Annotated in this window: 17 protein-coding genes and 1 other annotated feature; of the genes, 16 read left to right on the forward strand and 1 reads right to left on the reverse strand. The window is 63.1% G+C overall.

The genetic code is table 11. The annotated features are described in order from the left end of the window. Positions 1-81 precede the first annotated feature (81 nt). Positions 82-1,131, forward strand: a complete 1,050-nt coding sequence (locus tag ACWTPI_RS03365; protein WP_021025934.1) for an MBL fold metallo-hydrolase — start codon at positions 82-84, stop codon at positions 1,129-1,131. A gap of 176 nt (positions 1,132-1,307) precedes the next feature. Here ACWTPI_RS03365 and ACWTPI_RS03370 read toward each other — a convergent pair. Continuing rightward, positions 1,308-2,554 (reverse strand): IS3 family transposase gene (locus ACWTPI_RS03370; protein ID WP_226145690.1). Its coding sequence is split into 2 segments (ribosomal slippage): positions 1,308-2,263 and positions 2,263-2,554, totalling 1,248 coding nucleotides; the frame shifts between segments, so codons are not numbered across the junction. Further along, positions 2,157-2,273 (reverse strand) — a sequence feature (AL1L pseudoknot). Its footprint overlaps the gene before it by 117 nt. A 300-nt stretch (positions 2,555-2,854) precedes the next feature. Between ACWTPI_RS03370 and ACWTPI_RS03375 the strand changes: the two genes are divergently transcribed. From ACWTPI_RS03375 to trbJ, 15 genes are all read left to right on the forward strand, one after another. Beyond that, on the forward strand, positions 2,855-4,222 hold the full coding sequence (locus ACWTPI_RS03375; protein ID WP_017234568.1) for an MFS transporter: 1,368 nt from the start codon (positions 2,855-2,857) through the stop codon (positions 4,220-4,222). A 24-nt stretch (positions 4,223-4,246) separates the two neighbouring features. Beyond that, positions 4,247-6,031: an acyl-CoA dehydrogenase gene (locus ACWTPI_RS03380; protein ID WP_034201270.1), complete on the forward strand. Its 1,785-nt coding sequence runs from the start codon at positions 4,247-4,249 to the stop codon at positions 6,029-6,031. A gap of 12 nt (positions 6,032-6,043) precedes the next feature. After that, positions 6,044-6,514 (forward strand): MaoC family dehydratase, encoded by a 471-nt coding sequence (locus ACWTPI_RS03385; protein ID WP_008642609.1) that lies wholly within the window; start codon positions 6,044-6,046, stop codon positions 6,512-6,514. Positions 6,515-6,535: 21 nt separating this feature from the next. Next, complete coding sequence (locus tag ACWTPI_RS03390) at positions 6,536-7,285, forward strand: electron transfer flavoprotein subunit beta/FixA family protein (protein ID WP_008642611.1); 750 nt, start codon at positions 6,536-6,538, stop codon at positions 7,283-7,285. Positions 7,286-7,319: 34 nt separating this feature from the next. Continuing rightward, a complete protein-coding gene (locus ACWTPI_RS03395; RefSeq protein ID WP_008642612.1) occupies positions 7,320-8,252 on the forward strand; it encodes an electron transfer flavoprotein subunit alpha/FixB family protein in 933 nt (310 codons plus the stop codon). Between the two features lie 14 nt (positions 8,253-8,266). Beyond that, the gene (locus ACWTPI_RS03400; RefSeq protein WP_124988613.1) at positions 8,267-8,467 is read left to right on the forward strand and encodes a hypothetical protein; all 201 of its coding nucleotides are present in this window, start codon (positions 8,267-8,269) and stop codon (positions 8,465-8,467) included. Between the two features lie 158 nt (positions 8,468-8,625). Next, the gene (locus ACWTPI_RS03405; protein ID WP_008642614.1) at positions 8,626-9,537 is read left to right on the forward strand and encodes a LysR family transcriptional regulator; all 912 of its coding nucleotides are present in this window, start codon (positions 8,626-8,628) and stop codon (positions 9,535-9,537) included. A gap of 25 nt (positions 9,538-9,562) precedes the next feature. Further along, positions 9,563-9,793: an EexN family lipoprotein gene (locus tag ACWTPI_RS03410; protein WP_008642615.1), complete on the forward strand. Its 231-nt coding sequence runs from the start codon at positions 9,563-9,565 to the stop codon at positions 9,791-9,793. 226 nt (positions 9,794-10,019) lie between these two features. Further along, positions 10,020-12,050, forward strand: a complete 2,031-nt coding sequence (locus ACWTPI_RS03415; protein WP_008642616.1) for a conjugal transfer protein TraG — start codon at positions 10,020-10,022, stop codon at positions 12,048-12,050. Next, positions 12,047-12,502: a ribbon-helix-helix protein, CopG family gene (locus ACWTPI_RS03420; protein WP_008642617.1), complete on the forward strand. Its 456-nt coding sequence runs from the start codon at positions 12,047-12,049 to the stop codon at positions 12,500-12,502. Before ACWTPI_RS03415 ends, ACWTPI_RS03420 begins: the two co-directional genes overlap by 4 nt. Further along, a complete protein-coding gene (gene trbB / locus ACWTPI_RS03425; protein ID WP_008642618.1) occupies positions 12,499-13,536 on the forward strand; it encodes a P-type conjugative transfer ATPase TrbB in 1,038 nt (345 codons plus the stop codon). Before ACWTPI_RS03420 ends, trbB begins: the two co-directional genes overlap by 4 nt. Beyond that, the gene (locus ACWTPI_RS03430; protein WP_008642619.1) at positions 13,533-13,916 is read left to right on the forward strand and encodes a TrbC/VirB2 family protein; all 384 of its coding nucleotides are present in this window, start codon (positions 13,533-13,535) and stop codon (positions 13,914-13,916) included. The genes trbB and ACWTPI_RS03430 overlap by 4 nt, the downstream gene beginning before the upstream one ends. Further along, complete coding sequence (locus tag ACWTPI_RS03435) at positions 13,913-14,197, forward strand: VirB3 family type IV secretion system protein (protein WP_008642620.1); 285 nt, start codon at positions 13,913-13,915, stop codon at positions 14,195-14,197. The genes ACWTPI_RS03430 and ACWTPI_RS03435 overlap by 4 nt, the downstream gene beginning before the upstream one ends. A gap of 10 nt (positions 14,198-14,207) precedes the next feature. Further along, on the forward strand, positions 14,208-16,655 hold the full coding sequence (trbE, locus tag ACWTPI_RS03440; protein WP_008642621.1) for a conjugal transfer protein TrbE: 2,448 nt from the start codon (positions 14,208-14,210) through the stop codon (positions 16,653-16,655). Beyond that, entirely contained in the window at positions 16,652-17,389 is a 738-nt protein-coding gene (trbJ, locus tag ACWTPI_RS03445; protein ID WP_008642622.1) for a P-type conjugative transfer protein TrbJ, read from the forward strand. Before trbE ends, trbJ begins: the two co-directional genes overlap by 4 nt. The last annotated feature ends 2 nt before the right edge of the window (positions 17,390-17,391 follow it).

Consider the following 17,391-nt stretch of genomic DNA (forward strand, 5'->3'; position numbering starts at 1 on the left):
AGCTAAAAATGAACTCGCACAGCATAAGAGTGATGGCTGTGCACCATTGAAGCGGCATTGCCAGAATGTAAACCAAGCATCATGACCGACGCAGCCCCGGCACTCTCGTATCCGTTCTCTCATCTCCCGCTGCCTGGTCAAGCCATTGAAATCAAGCCAGGTGTGCTGTGGCTACGCATGCCGCTGCCGTTTTCCCTGGATCACATCAACCTCTGGGTATTGAGCGATGGTTCTGGTTGGGCGGTCGTGGACACCGGAATTCGTAGCGTGGACGTAATGAACGCATGGTTCGCCTTGTTCGCTCCTCAGGGGCCGCTAGCAGGCCGTCCTGTCTCCCGTGTAATGGCGACGCACATGCACCCGGATCACGTGGGCATGGCGGGATGGTTGACACGTCGCTTCGAATGCGCGCTGTGGATGACACGAGACGAGTATTTAAGCTGTCGGGTGATGCTTGCCGATTCAGGGCGGGAAGCGCCAGTCGATGGTGTTCGCTTCTACCGGAGAGCCGGATGGAGCGACACCGAGGTCGATGAGTATCGCACTCGGTTTGGTGACTTCGGCAAAATGATTCATCCTTTGCCTGACAGCTTTGTACGGCTCACGGATGGTCAGATGTTGCGGATCGGGAATCAGGAATGGGAGGTCATTGTTGGCACAGGACATTCTCCCGAGCACGCGTGCTTTTACTCGCGCGAACTGGATTTGCTGATATCGGGAGATCAGGTTCTTCCCAGGATCAGTTCCAATACCTCCGTGTACGCCACCGAGCCGCATGCTAATCCTTTGCAGGGCTGGCTCGACTCCATCGACCGATTGCTGCAACGCGTACCTGGGAGCGTCTTGGTTCTGCCTGCCCACAACGAACCTTTCTATGGCCTGCACCTACGGTTGGAGCAACTACGTGCGAGCGCCGTGAAAGGCACAGACCGTGTCAGGCAACAACTTGCGCAGCCTTTAAGGGTCATCGACCTAGTTCGCGTCTTGTACCGTTCGTCCACTGTTGCGGAGCAAATGCACCTCAACCTCGCGACCGGAGAGACACTCGCCCACCTGAACTATCTCGACCAGCGTGGGGAAATCGTGTCTGCAGAGGATGAAGACGGCGCCATGCGCTATCGGCTCGCCTGATGCGCTAATTTGCCCTCAAGGATGTAGAAGCAACCCAATCAAGCCCAGTCATTGACTGGGTTCTTTGTGGGGGGGTGTTTCGAGAGCAATGGGTATTTGCACCAGCGCGCCGTGTATGGCCTTCGGTCCTTTGAACACCTTGTTTGCGAACTGAATCGCACCGGGTTTGGTGGAGGCTAGTTTGTTGAAGTGCAGGCGTTAGCCTGCACGGTATTGGCAACTTGCCTCCAGTAGTTTGCCTCAGCTTCCGCTGGCGGTATATGTCCTATAGATTCCAGCAGCCTGTCATGGTTGAACCAGTGCACCCATTGCAGCGTTGCCAGCTCCAGTGATTCCTTTGTTTTCCACGGCCCTCGTTTGTAGATAACTTCCGTTTTGTACAAACCGTTGATGGTTTCGGCCAAGGCGTTGTCGTAGGAGTCGCCAGTGCTGCCCACTGAAGGCATCAGTCCAGCTTCTTCCAAGCGTTCGGTGTAGCGAATGGACACATACTGACTCCCCCTGTCGGAGTGGTGAATCAGTTTGGTGTCGCTGGACGGCTGCCGTGCATACAGAGCCTGCTCCAAAGCATCCACCACAAAGTCCGTACGCATATGGCTGCTGACCCGCCAGCCCACTATGCGGCGTGCATACACATCAATCACAAAGGCCACAAACATCTGCCCTTGCCATGTAGATACATAGGTGAAGTCTGCAACCCAAAGCTGGTCAGGGCGCTGAGCTGTGAACTGGCGGTTGACCAGGTCTAGCGGGCTTGGCCGTGCCACATCTGGGCGTGTCGTACGCACCTTCTTGCCTCGTCTAGCGCCTTCAAGGCCCAGCTTGCGCATCAGGCGTTGCACTGTGCAGCGGGCAATGGTCAAGCCCTCTCGGTGCATCTGCTTCCAAACTTTGACGGCACCATACACCTGCCAATTGGCGTGCCACACCCGTTGAATATGACTGCAACGTTCTTCATCTGATTGGCTGCGCTTGCAGCGCAGCCAATAGCAGTTTCTTTGTTGAACTCTGCGCCTGTAGCCCGATGGGGCAATTTGCAGCAACCTGCAAATTGGCTCGACCCCATAGGCATCACGATACTGGTCTACAAAGTCAATTAACTCTTGATGCGACGGTCCAGCTCCGCCTGCGCAAAAAAAGCGCTCGCAGCCTTGAGGATGTCATTGGCTCGGCGCAGTTCCTTGTTCTCTCGCTCCAGTTGCTTGAGCCGCTCACGTTCATCCGTGGTCAATCCTGGGCGTTGGCCTGCATCTATTTCTTTGCGCTGCACCCATCCATGCAAGGTGCTGACAGAGCAGCCAATCTTGGGGGCTATCGATTCACATGCGCCCCACAGCGATGCGTAATCCGCTTGGCATTCCTGCACCAAACGTACGGCACGTTCACGTACCTCAGGGCTAAAACGAGCAGCTTTAGTGTTCATGACTCAATCCTCTCAGGAGTTGAGCCTCCACGGAAGCCGGTGTGATTCAAACTGGTCTTGAAGTGGCACCTTTCACAGATGCTCGACAGGGTTCATCTCAATTTTGCTTGACGCTTGACCTCTTGGCGCACTTGACGGGGCCCTCAGAAAGGGGCCGTTTGTCATTCGATCGGGGCGCTTCGTCATCGCGGATTGCTGCACCGGCACCTACGATTCCTTGCGTGCGCTGGACGATATGTAGCGGTGCGGCGATGACCGCCGTCCCCACGATCCGGAGCCAAGTTCAAAGGAGACAAACACGTGTGCCAAATCGACATGCAGAAGCTCGCCGACGACGCTCGCTTCAACCGCTTTCATGCCAAGGTGCTTCTATGGTGCCTGTTGATTCTCATCATTGACGGCTATGACATCGCCGTGGTGGGCATCGCCCTGCCGTCCATCATGCAGCAGATGGGCGTGAACGCATCGACTGCCGGTTTCATGGCCAGTTCGGCGCTGTTTGGCATGATGTTCGGTGCTATGGTTCTGGGCACGCTGTCCGACCGGATTGGTCGTCGCTGGGCCCTCTCCATTGGTGTCATGCTGTTCAGTGTGTTCACTGCGGCCGCCGGATTCACCAAGGACCCCATCAGCTTCAGCGTGGTGCGCTTCATTGCTGGCTTGGGGATTGGTGGCGTGCTCCCGGTCATCGTGGCACAGATGGTCGAGTATTCGCCCAAGAAGATCCGCAGCCTGATGACGGCACTGATGACTTCGGGCTACGCACTGGGCGGCATCCTGGCTGCGGTGCTGGGCAAGCAACTGATCGGCGAGTATGGCTGGCAGGCCGTGTTCATCGCGGCGGGGGTGCCCGTGCTGCTAGTTCCGTTCATCCTGAAGTTGGTGCCGGAGTCCATGACCTACCTGATCGCTCAGCGTCGCAATGGTGAGCTAGCCGAAGTGGCACGCCATCTCCAGCCGGGCGGCAAGCACCCGGCGGACGCCCAGTTCTTCGTGCCGGCAGCTGACCGCATGGCAGGTGCACCGGTTACCCGCCTTTTCCAGGACGGGCGGGGCCTGAGCACGGCGCTGTTCTGGGTCGCCTTCTTCTCGGGTCTGTTCATGGTCTATGCGCTCAGTAGCTGGCTGACCAAGCTGATGGCGATGGCTGGCTACAGCCTGGGGTCTGCCCTCAGCTTCGTGATCGCGCTGAATGTTGGCGCGATCATCGGTGCCGTGTGCGGCGGGTGGCTCGCCGACAAGTTCAACATCAAGTGGGTGCTGGTGGCGATGTATGCGCTGGGCGGCGTGCTGCTGTACCTGATGACGTTCCAGACCTTGACCGAGGTGCGCTATCTGATCATTGGCGCGGTCGGCGCCTGCACCACTGGTGCGCAACTGGTGGCCTATGCCTTCTGCGGGCAGTTCTACCCGATGTCCATCCGCTCGACCGGTATCGGCATGGCCTCCGGCGTAGGGCGCCTGGGTGCTATTGCGGCGCCTCTGCTGATCGGCCAGATCGTCGCACTGGAACTACCGCTGGAACAGAACTTCCTGGTGATCGGCGGTTTCGGAGTCCTCGGCGCAATCGCCCTGGCGTTTATCAAGTACGGCGGCCCGACGTCGGCGACTCCGCAAGAGGCCGTGCCAGAACTGCGCCCGTTGCAGCCGACACCGCAAAACGCTTGATCGCTACCATCAAAGGAGTCCGCCATGTCTGTCTATACCGCGCCCTTGCGCGACATGCTGTTCACGATGAAGGAAGTCGGAGGCCTGGAAGCGATCTGCGCCCAGCCCGGCCATGAAGAGACCACACCCGACCTGGTCGAGGCCATCCTGCAGGAGGCAGCCCACTATGCCGCCGGCGTGCTGGATTCACTCAACCGTACGGGCGATGTGCAGGGCGCGCGCTGGCACGATGGCGAGGTCACGCCCGCCGATGGCTTTCGCGAGGCCTGGTCCAGCTTCTGCGAGAACGGCTGGATTGGAATGCCGGCCTCCACAGAGTGGGGCGGTCAAGGACTGCCCACGCTGGTGTCCACCGCCGTGCTGGAGATGTGGAAATCGTCCAACCTGGCCTTCAGCCTGTGCCAGATGCTCACGCTCGGTGCCGTGGAGGCGATTGCCCACCACGGCAGCGAGGCGCTCAAGCAGCGCTTTCTGGAGCCCATGGTCGCCGGCCGCTGGACCGGCACCATGAATCTCACCGAGCCGCAGGCCGGATCCGATCTGGCCGCGCTGCGCAGCCGCGCCGTGCCCGAGGGGGATCACTACCGCATCAGCGGCAACAAGATCTTCATCACCTGGGGCGAGCACGACATGACCGAGAACATCGTGCACTTGGTGCTTGCCCGGCTGCCCGATGCGCCGCCGGGCGTGAAAGGCATCTCGCTGTTTCTGTGCCCGAAGTTCCTGGTCAATGACGACGGCTCCCTGGGCGAACGCAACGACCTGGCCTGCACCTCGATCGAGCACAAGCTGGGCATCCACGGCAGCCCCACGGCCTCTATGACTTTCGGCGACAACGGGGGCGCGATCGGTTATCTCGTCGGCGAGCCGCACCAGGGGCTGGCGTGCATGTTCACCATGATGAACCACGCACGGCTGAACGTCGGGCTGGAGGGCGTGGGCGTTTCCGAGCGTGCCTACCAGCATGCCCGGGCCTATGCGCTCGAGCGCGTGCAGGGCAAGCCGGCGCTGGCCGGCAGCAGCACCATCGCTGGCCACCCCGACGTGCGGCGCATGCTGATGGACATGAAGGCGCGCACCGAGGCCATGCGCGCGCTGGCCTATTTCTGTGCCGGCCAGATGGACCGCGTCGCCGGACACCCCGATGCGCAGGAGCGCGCGCAGGCACAGGCCCTGGTTGGCCTGCTGACGCCTGTGGTCAAAGGCTGGTGCACCGACAGCGCACAGGGCATCACCTCCGATGGCCTGCAGATTCATGGCGGCATGGGCTATATCGAGGAAACCGGGGCCGCGCAGTACTTCCGCGATGCCCGCATCACGACGATCTATGAAGGTACCACCGGCATCCAGGCCAACGACCTGATCGGCCGCAAGCTGGCACGCGAGGGGGGACGCACGCTGAAGGGCTTGTTGACACGTATCGACAGCGATGCGCGCCAGTTGATGGATGCGCGCGACCCGGAGCTCTCGTCCATCGGCGACGCGTTGATGAGAGCAGTTCGGGCTCTGGAGGACGGGGCTGACTGGCAGCTGGCCCACAGTGACGCGCAGCCGCAGGACTGCGCCGCGGGGGCGGTGCCTTTCCTGCGATTGGCGGGCACCGTGATCGGTGGCTGGCTGTCGGCGCGCATGGCCGAAGCCGCCACGGCGCAGTTGGCGGCGGATTCCAGCGATGCGGGCTTTCTGCGGGCCAAGCGCATCACGGCCAGCCACTATGCGACGCACATCCTGGTGGAGGCCTCCGCGCTGCGCGACATCGTGGTCCATGGCGCGGCCAGCACGTTGGCATTGTCGGACGACCAGCTCTGAGAGATATAGACGATGAACGACCTGAATGGCTACGACGTCGAGGATCTGCAGCCGGGCATGAACGCCTGCTTCTCGAAGACCATTACCGAAGCGGACATCGTGATGTTTGCTGGCGTCTCCGGCGATACCAATGCGGTACATCTCAACGAAGAGTTCGCGGCCACGACGCGATTTGGCGCACGCATCGCGCACGGCTTTCTGACGGCCAGCGTGATTTCTGCAGCGGTCGCAAACCGGCTGCCGGGGCCAGGTACGGTCTATCTGGGGCAGCAATTGCGCTTCAAGGTGCCTGTCAAACCGGGCGACACCGTTCATGCCGCGGTCACCGTACTGTCGGTGGAGGTGGCCAAGGCACGGGCAGTGCTGTCCACGGTCTGCCGAGTCAAGGACACCGTAGTCATCGAGGGCGAGGCAACGGTGATGATCACTTCGCGTGCGCAGCGCGCAGCAAGCGAGCTCCAGGCCATGCCCTCGGTGGCCTGAACCTCAATAGGAAATCCTCTCATGAAAATTCTCGTATCCGTAAAACGCGTGGTGGACTACAACGTCAAGGTGCGTGTGAAGTCCGACGGCAGCGGCGTGGACATCGCCAACGTCAAGATGAGCATGAACCCCTTCGACGAGATTGCTGTTGAGGAAGCCGTGCGCCTGAAAGAAAAAGGCGTGGTCACCGAAGTGATCGCCGTCTCCTGCGGCGTGGCCCAGTGCCAGGAAACGCTGCGCACTGCCATGGCCATCGGCGCCGACCGCGGCATCCTGGTCGAGACCAATGAAGAACTGCAGCCGCTGGCCGTGGCCAAGCTGCTCAAGGCTCTGATCGAAAAGGAACAGCCCGGCCTCGTGATCCTGGGCAAGCAGGCCATCGACGACGACTGCAACCAGACGGGTCAGATGCTGGCGGCGCTGGCCGACCTGCCGCAAGCCACCTTCGCCTCCAAGGTCGAGATCGCTGGCGACAAGGTGAACGTGACCCGCGAAGTGGACGGCGGCCTCGAAACCCTGGCGCTGAACATACCTGCGGTCATCACCACCGACCTGCGCCTGAACGAGCCGCGCTACGTCACGCTGCCCAACATCATGAAGGCCAAGAAGAAACAGCTGGACACCTTCAAGCCCGAGGAACTGGGCGTGGACGTGGCACCCCGCATCAAGACGCTGAAGGTCAGCGAGCCGCCCAAGCGCGGCGCCGGAGTCAAGGTGCCCGACGCGGCCACCCTCATTGACAAGCTCAAGAACGAAGCCAAGGTCATCTAAGGCTCATCACAACAACATCGAAAGGACACCAGCCATGACCGCACTCGTTATTGCAGATCACGACAACGCAAGCATCAAGAGCGCCACCCTCAACACCGTCACGGCCGCCAAGGCCTGCGTCGGTGACGTGCACGTGCTCGTCGCCGGCGAGAACGCCGCCGCCGCCGCTGCCGCCGCCGCCCAGATCGCTGGCGTCGCCAAGGTCATCCACGCCGACGGCGCGAGCCTGAAGCACGGCCTGGCCGAGAACATCGCCGCCCAGGTGCTGGCCATCGCGGGCAACTACAGCCACATCCTGTTCCCAGCCACCGCCGGCGGCAAGAACGTGGCCCCCCGCGTGGCCGCCAAGCTCGACGTGGCGCAGATCAGCGACATCACCAAGGTCGACGGCCCCGACACCTTCGAGCGCCCCATCTACGCCGGCAACGCCATCGCCACCGTGCAATCGGGCGACGCCACCAAGGTCATCACCGTGCGCGGCACTGGCTTCGACGCCGCGTCCGCCACCGGTGGCGCAGCAGCGGTCGAGACCGTCGCCGCCGTCGCCGACTCCGGCAAGAGCAGTTTCGTGGGTTCCGAGATCGTCAAGAGCGACCGTCCCGAGCTGACGGCCGCCAAGATCATCGTCTCGGGTGGCCGGGCGCTGGGCAGCGAAGAGAAGTTCAAGGAAGTCATCACCCCGCTGGCCGACAAGCTGGGCGCCGCCATCGGTGCCAGCCGCGCCGCGGTGGACGCGGGCTACGCCCCCAACGACCTGCAGGTCGGCCAGACCGGCAAGATCGTGGCGCCGCAGCTGTACATCGCCTGCGGCATCTCGGGCGCCATCCAGCACCTGGCGGGCATGAAGGACTCCAAGGTGATCGTGGCGATCAACAAGGACCCGGAGGCACCGATCTTCTCGGTGGCCGACTACGGGCTGGAGGCGGACCTGTTTGCCGCCGTGCCGGAGATGACAGCAATTATCTAAATAGGAGCATGACTATGGCCTTGCTGCGCCAGTATTTGTTCGAACTGCGAGCGGCCCTTGAGGCAGGCGCGGCAAGTTGCGATAGCCAAGAAGTGCCGAGTATATTGAATCCCTGTTTTACCGAAATTGCTGCTATCGATCCATCAACCATGGCGGAATCAAATGTGCTATTCAGACCATCTTCGATTGTCAACAAGGTACCACTAGTTCAATGAAGCGGGTCTTGTAGTAATCGCACTCAGTCGCTAACTCGCCGACAACGACTTACAGGCTCGATATATTGGTACATCGGCATTACGACCGGTATTCTCCGCCTTCAAAGTCCCAAGAATCCGGGGGGGGCTTGCGTGTCGCAGGAATGGAAAATTTTCCAATGGAGCTTAGACATTTACGCTACTTTCTCACGGTCGCCGAGGAGCTTCACTTTGCTCGGGCTGCAGAAAAACTGCATATGGATCAGTCACCTCTATCCCGTGCCATCAAAGATCTGGAAGACGAACTAGGAGCAAAGCTATTCACCCGTACCACACGCAACATTCGACTGACTCATGCCGGCAAAGTATTTCTGGAGCGGGTTCCACGTATCTTTGAGGCACTGGAACAAGCGCGCGATGGTGCGAAATCGGCCGCCAGTGGGTTTCATGGCCAGTTGCGCATTGCCCTGTCCGACGGTATCACGCCATCGCGGCTGCCTGCCTTGCTGGCCCGTAGCCGCGAGGAAGAGCCCGAAGTAGAAATCCGCCTGTTCGAGGTACCACTGGATCAGCAGATCAGAGGCTTGCAAGAAGACCTGTACGACGCGGGCTTGTCTATGGCGGACGAGGTAGGCGACGGCATCGTGACGACTCCCGCGTGGGATGACGAATTGATGGTGGCGCTGTCTTTGCGCCACCCCTTGCTGGAGCACCGGCGCATTCCGCTGGAGATGGTGTTGCAGCAACGGTTGGTGCTCGGCGACCCGGCCGCATGCCAGGGGCATACTCGCCAGATAGACCGCATCCTGCAGAAGCGGGACGAGGAGTTGCAGATCCTCCAGCGCGTTGCCACCTTCGACGTGATGATGGCCCTGGTATCCGCAGGACTGGCGGTTGGTCTGGCAGGTGCAGCGCATATCGCATCCAGTAAAGAGCCTGGAGTCAAGGCCCGTCAGTTGGCGGGAACGCCACCCATGCTGACAACTTATCTGCTGCGTCGAGATACTGAACCGTCACCGATGCTGACCCGGTTCATTCAACGTGTCGTCACCATGGATTCGGCTGGTGCCGATAACGTGACCGATTCGTGAATCCGAAATCCAAAGGACGCTCGCCATGAACAAAATCGTGATGTCCGTGATTGCCGTTGTGATGACGGCCTGTGGTCCTGCCAATCCTACAGAGACAGTGGATGAGCTGGTGGCGAACCCCGCACGCATCAAGGAAATCCAGCGCCAATGCAAGGAAGATCGCGCGAAGATCGGCGATGAACTTTGCATGCGCGCAGCCGCAGCCGCCGAACGGCGCTTCTTCGGCGACAGGCCGGAGCAGAAGAAAGCCCCGTAGCCCACGCAAGGCGCACCGGCGTCGCGCTTCTGCGACAGCTTGCGCACTGTTACCTCGATACGCCGCAGCGCCTTTGTGCCTGCGGCATTTTTATTGTCTTCGCCACAGCAAGAACTATGGCTTTTTAAGCCTTAATCCCGGCGATTTCAGTCTTTGACCGGTACTCCCTATGGCATTGATCCTGATAGGGGCGGCACGTTGTTGTGCCGTTCTCGGAGGCAGGATCATGCAAGGGACGAACGTGCTGTTCGGTCAGATTGCCGTCGTATTCGGCATCGTGATCGCCGGAGTGTGGAGCGCCACGCAATGGACGGCAGCGGCTCTGGGGTACCAGCTACGCCTGGGATCGCCGTGGTTCGATTTCCTCGGCACGCCGGTCTATCACCCGTGGCGCCTGTTCGAGTGGTGGTTCTTCTTCGATGCCTACGCGCCGCATGTCTTCGACGTGGGCGGGGTCATTGCAGCGGGCAGTGGCCTGTTCGCGGTGCTGGTCGCCATCGGCATGTCGATCTGGCGCTCGCGCCAGTCCAAGCTGGTCACGACCTATGGCTCTGCGCGCTGGGCCAACGCGGAGGACATTCACAAAGCGGGCCTTGACCAGTCCGCGGGCGTGTTCCTCGGCCTGCATCGCCAGCAGTACCTGCGCCATGAAGGCCCGGAACACGTCCTGACCTTCGCGCCCACCCGCTCGGGCAAGGGTGTGGGCCTAGTGGTGCCGACCCTGCTGTCGTGGCCCGCATCCGCCGTCATCCACGACATCAAGGGCGAGAACTGGAGCATTACCGCAGGTTGGCGTTCGCGCTTCTCGCACTGCCTGCTGTTCAACCCGACGGATAGCCAGTCGGCGGCCTACAACCCGCTGCTCGAAGTGCGGCGCGGCGGGCATGAGGTGCGCGACGTGCAGAACATCGCGGACATCCTGGTCGATCCAGAAGGCGCACTGGAGCGGCGCAACCACTGGGAGAAGACTTCGCATGCGCTGCTGGTTGGAGCCATCCTGCATGTGCTCTACGCGGGCGAAGACAAGACGCTGCGCGGCGTGGCGAACTTCCTTTCCGATCCTGCCTGCCCATTCGATCTGACCTTGCACCGCATGATGACCACGCCCCACCTCGTGAATGAGGAGGGTGGTGGCCCGCATCCGGTGGTGGCTTCAGCGGCGCGCGAAGTGCTCAACAAGAGCGACAACGAGCGCTCGGGCGTGCTGTCCACGGCCATGTCGTTCTTGGGCCTCTACCGCGACCCTACGGTGGCCGAAGTCACGTCGCGCTGCGACTGGCGCATCGCTGACCTGATCGCGGCCGAGCATCCGGTGTCGCTGTACTTGGTGGTGCCGCCTTCGGACATTTCGCGGACGAAGCCGCTGATCCGCCTGATCCTCAACCAGATCGGGCGACGCCTCACCGAATCGCTTGACGGCTCCGATGGCATCGAGCGCCGCCACAAGCTGCTGCTGATGCTCGATGAATTCCCCGCGCTCGGGCGGCTGGATTTCTTCGAGACGGCGCTGGCCTTCATGGCGGGCTACGGCATCCGCAGCTTCCTGATCGCGCAGAGCCTGAACCAGATCGATAAGGCCTACGGCCAGAACCATTCGATCCTGGACAACTGCCATGTGCGCGTGACCTTCGCCACCAACGATGAGCGCACCGCCAAGCGGATATCCGAGACACTGGGAACCGCCACCGAACTGCGCGCGCAGCGCAACTATGCCGGCCATCGGCTCGCGCCCTGGCTGGGGCACCTCATGGTGTCACGGCAGGAGACAGCCCGCCCGCTGCTGACGGCCGGCGAAGTCATGCAGCTACCGCCCGACGAGGCGGTGGTGATGGTCTCCAGCGTGGCGCCGATCAAGGCCAGGAAGCTGCGCTACTACGCGGACGCCAACTTCAAGCGACGGGTGCTGCCGCCGCCGGTGCTCGCCGCGGGGCGCTATGCCGACGTGCCGCCGGCCCGTGCGGATGACTGGAGTGGGCTGGCGATTCCCGCCGTGCCCGTCGCACCGGCCGCGGCATCGGCCGATGGCCTGGAGCACCTGGGTTCGACCGATGACGGCGGCCCGCGCCGTCAGCCCGAACTCTCCGAGACCGTCGCCTACGACCCCGACCTGGTTGCGCCCGCAGCCGACCTCGGGCTGCTCGATGACGACGACATGCCTTTGCCTCTTTCGGTCTCCCTCCCGCGCCAGCTCGACCCGGCCCTGCAGCGCACGGCCCGGCTGGCATCCCTCGACCCTGACGACGGAATCGCGCTATGAGTCAGCACCGCTTGAATCTCTTCATCCAGCCCGAGCACGCCAGGCGGCTCGACGAACTGGCCGCCGCCAAGGGCGTGTCCAAGTCCAGCATCGTCGCGGCAGCGCTTGCATCGTGGCTGTCGCCCGACGCTGGCGACCAGCGCGAAGCCGCCATCGCCAAGCGACTGGATCGCCTGTCGCGCCACGCCGAGCGCCTGGAGCGCGACCAGAACATTGCCATCGAAACGCTGGCGCTGTTCATCCGCTACTTCCTGACCGTCAGCACACCTGTTCCCGAGGCCCATCAGGACGCCGCCCGCGCCCAGGGTAAGGCCCGCTTCGAGCAGTTTGTCGAACAGCTTGGCCGCCACCTGCTGCGTGGGCGCAGTCTGGTGCGCGACGTGGTGGACGAACTGAATCCCGATCCGATGCGGATGGCGGACACGGCCGAAGCACAGGAGCGAGCCTCATGAGCGCCGTTCCTTCCTCCTTCACGGCCACATCGCTGGATCGCCGCATCCAGATGCTGCGCACGGCAATGGGGCCGCTGATCGCTGCCGCGCTCGAAGACCCGGACGTGGTGGAAATCATGCTCAATCCCGACCGGACGCTCTGGGTGGATCGCCTGTCCACGGGCCGCGCGCCGATGGGCGTGGAGCTGTCCGAGGCCGATGGCGAACGCATCATCCGCCTCGTGGCTGCCCACGTCGGCGCCGAAGTGCATCGGGGTCAGCCACTGCTGACAGCCGAGCTGCCGGAAACCGGCGAACGCTTCGAGGGCATCCTGCCGCCCGCTGCACCGGGGCCAGCCTTCGCGCTGCGCAAGCGCGCCTTCGGCGTGATCCCGTTGTCGCGCTACATCGAGGACGGGATGATGACCGCCGCACAGGCGGGCCTGCTGGTGCGCGCTGTGCGCGAGCGCCAGAACATCCTGATCGCCGGTGGGACGAGTACCGGCAAGACCACCCTGGCCAATGCGTTGCTGGCCGAGATCGCCGCCACCGGCGACCGCGTGCTGGTGCTCGAAGACACGGTGGAGCTGCAATGCGCAGCCCGCGACCACGTACCGCTGCGCACACGCCAGGGCGTGGTGTCCATGACCGAGCTGGTGCGGTCTTCGATGCGCCTGCGCCCGGATCGTGTCGTCGTCGGCGAGGTGCGCGGCGCCGAGGCGCTGGATCTCATCAAGGTCTGGGGCACCGGCCATCCAGGCGGCGTCGCCACCATCCACGCCGGCTCCGCGCTGGGCGCATTGCTGCGCCTGGAGCAACTGATTCTCGAAGTGGCGGTGAACCCGCCCCGTGCGCTGATCGCGGAAGCGGTCAATGTGGTCATCCACATCGCCGGGCGCGGGCGCAAGCGCCGCATCGAGAGCATCGCCCGCGTCGTCGGCTTCGATGGCGTGGGCTACCAACTGGCGGATGCACTGGAGGCTCCATTCCCGGAGCTGCTGCCGCAGTCCGACCTTTCCTCCCCGTCCCCTGACCACTCTGGAGAACTGCCATGACGCAGATGATCGTTCCTGCTTTCCGTACTTCCGCAAATCCTCTTCGCCGGCCCGCGCGGCTGGATAACCTGGCTCGCCCGGCCATGCAAGGCTTGATGCTCGCGGCGCTGATGCTGCTGCTTGCGGGCACCGCCCAGGCCGCGGGTTCCTCGATGCCCTGGGAAGGGCCGCTGCAATCCATCCTCGAATCCATCCAGGGGCCGGTGGCCCGGATCATCGCGGTCATCATCATCATCGCCACGGGCCTGGCGCTGGCCTTCGGCGATACCTCGGGCGGGTTCCGCAAGCTGATCCAGATCGTCTTCGGTCTGTCGATCGCGTTTGCCGCGTCCTCGTTCTTCCTGTCGTTCTTCAGCTTCTCGGGCGGGGCCGTCGTATGAACGCGGCCCACGATGGCGTGCAGGGCTTCGCTCCCGGCTTTGAGGTGCCGCTGCATCGCTCGCTGACCGAGCCGATTTTGATGGGCGGCGCTCCGCGCACCGTGGCCATCACCAACGGCACCTTGGCCGCTGCCGTGGGCCTGGGCTTGCAGATGTGGATTCCCGGCGTGGTGCTCTGGATCGTCGGTCATGCGCTGGCGGTTTGGGGCGCGCGCGTCGATCCGCAGTTCATGCAGGTCTTCGCCCGCCACATCAAGCACCGGCCGCTGCTGGACGTGTGAGGGGAATGCCATGCTGAACCTTGCCGAATACCGCCAGCGGCCCGCATTGCTGGCCGACTGGCTGCCCTGGGCCGGGCTGGTTGCGCCGGGCGTCGTGCTGAACAAGGATGGCTCGTTCCAGCGCACGGCGCGCTTTCGTGGCCCCGACCTCGACAGTGCCACGCAGGGCGAGCTGATCTCTACGTCAGCACGATTGAACAACGCGTTGCGCAGGCTGGGTTCGGGCTGGGCCTTGTTCATCGAAGCCGAGCGCCGGCCCGCCGCCAACTACCCGCACTCGGAGTTTCCCGAGCCGCTGTCGTGGCTGGTAGACGAGGAACGCCGCGCCGCCTTCCAGGACTCGGGCAACCACTTCGAGAGCGGCTACCACCTGACGCTGATGTATCTGCCGCCCGAGGAGGCACGCGCCCGCGCGGCGGGCCTGCTCTACGAGAACCGTCCGACCGAAGGCGTGGACTGGCGCGAGCGCCTGACGGCCTTCGTCGCGGAAACGGATCGCATCTTTGACCTGCTCGATGGCGTGATGCCGGAGATCGCGTGGCTCGATGACAGCCAGACGCTGACCTACCTGCACTCGACCATCTCCACGCGGTGCTATCGCGTCGGTGTGCCGGAAGTGCCATTCCATCTCGATGCGCTGCTGGCCGATTCCGCGCTCATTGGCGGGCTGGCGCCCATGCTGGGCGATCAGCACCTGCGCGTGGCGACGGTGCGCGGCTTCCCGACCTCGACCTGGCCGGGGATTCTGGATGACCTCAACCGCCTCGGCTTTGCGTATCGCTGGTCAACCCGGTTCCTGTGCCTCGACAAAGCCGATGCGGAAAAGGAGCTTTCCCGCCTGCGCCGCCAATGGTTCGCCAAGCGCAAGAACGTCATCGCATTGCTGCGCGAAACCATCTTCCAGCAGGAAACCCCGCTGGTCGATACCGACGCGAGCAAAAAATCGGCGGATGCCGATGCGGCGTTGCAGGAGCTGGGCAGCGACCAAGTGGCCTTCGGCTATGTCACCACCACGGTGACGGTGCTCGATGCCGACCCGGCGAAGGCCGATGAGAAGCTGCGCATGGTGGAACGCGTCATCCAGGGGCGCGGCTTTGTGACGATCCCCGAAACGCTCAATGCCGTGGATGCCTGGCTATCGTCGATTCCGGGGCACGCCTACGCGAACGTGCGCCAGCCCATCATCTCGACGCTGAATCTGGCACATCTGATGCCGGTGTCCGCCGTATGGGCCGGGCCGGAGAAGAACGACCACCTCGACGGCCCGCCGCTGATCGTCACGCGCACCGAGGGGGCAACGCCGTTCCGGCTGGTGACGCACATTGGCGACGTGGGCCATACCTTGGTGGCCGGCCCCACGGGCATGGGCAAGTCGGTCTTGCTCGCCACCTTGGCGATGCAGTTCCGTCGTTATCGCGGCTCGCGCATCTTCGCCTTCGACATGGGGCGCTCGATGCGCGCCACCATCCTGGGCCTGGGCGGCGAGCACTACGACCTGGGCACGGATGGAGAAATTGCCTTCCAGCCGCTCGCCCGCATCGACCGCGAGGGCTATCGCACCTGGGCGGCCGAATGGCTCGAAGGCCGCTTGCGGCATGAGGGTGTCGCGGTCGGCCCCGACGAGAAGGTGGCCATCTGGTCGGCACTCGGCAGTCTCGCCGGTGCTCCGCTGGAGCAGCGCACGATGACCGGGCTTTCCGTCTTGCTGCAATCGAACGCACTGCGGCAAGCGCTGGCGCCCTATGTGCTAGGTGGCGCACACGGCAAGTTGCTGGATGCGGATTCGGATCGCCTGGGCGCTGGTTCCGTGCAGTGCTTCGAGATGGAGGAACTGATGCACAGCAAGGCCGCTGTCATGGCCGTGCTGCATTACCTCTTTGCGCGCTTCGATGAACGCTTTGACGGTGCGCCGACGCTGCTGATCCTCGACGAAGCGTGGCTGTTTCTCGATGACCCGGTGTTTGCGGCGCACATCCGCCAGTGGCTCAAGACGCTCAGGAAGAAGAACGTCAGCGTCATCTTTGCCACGCAGAGCCTGGCGGACATCAAGGATTCGAGCATCGCGCCGGCCATCATCGAGAGCTGCGCGAGCCGCATCTTCCTGCCCAACCCGCAGGCGACCGAGCCGCAGATTCGCACGATCTACGAAGGCTTCGGGCTCAACAGCCGCCAGATCGAGATCGTGGCGACTGCACAGCCCAAGCGGGACTACTACTACCAGTCGCGTCTCGGCAATCGCCTGTTCGACCTCGACCTGGGCGCCGCGACCTTGGCCTTCGCGGGTGCGTCCACGCCGCAAGACCAGCGCGACATCGACGCGGTGCTCGCTGCCGCCACCACCTCCACATCTTCCGCTTCCACCCCGTTCGCGGCCACCTGGCTGCGCCATCGCGGCCTGCATTGGGCCGCCGAACTGCTGTCCTCGTTTCCTTCCCACCCGCAGGAGAACTCACCATGAAAACCCGCATCCTTCCCGCCGCAATCGCCGCCGTCCTGACCGGCTCCCTGATGTTCGCCCAGCCCGCGGCGGCCCTCATCGTGTTCGATCCGTCCAACTTCGTGCAGAACATGCTGACGGCCATCCAGACGCTGCAGCAGCTCTACAACCAGATCAAGCAGTTGCAGAACGAGGCCAAGATGTTGGAGAACCAGGCGCGCAACCTGGCGAGCTTGCCATCCAGCGTGGTCGGTCAGTTGCGCGCCAACCTGGCGTTGACCCAGCGGCTGATCGACCAGGCCAAGGGCCTGGCCTACGACGTGACGAACATGGACAAGGAGTTCAAGCGCCTGTATCCCGAGCAGTACGCTGCCACCGTGAGCGGCGACCAGATGTACCGGGACACGCAGGAACGCTGGAAGAACACGCTCACCAGCCTGCAGACCGCGATGCAGATGCAGGCCCAGGCCTCGCAGAACCTCAAGGATGACGAGGCCGTGCTGGCTGACCTCGTGGGTAAGAGCCAATCGGCCGTGGGCGCGCTGCAAGCGATGCAGGCCATGAACCAGTTGCTGGCCCTGCAGGCCAAGCAGTCGATCCAGACGCAACGCTTGCAGCTCACGCAGGATCGCGCCGTATCGCTGGAGCAGGCGCGGCAGGCCGCGGCCACGGAGCGCGGGCGCGAAATCACGCGGCGCTTTCTGGGCTCTGGAACGCCATACACGCCGCACCCCGTCGATTTCTACAACCGCTGACG

The sequence above is a fragment of the Cupriavidus ulmosensis genome, assembly GCF_977008105.1.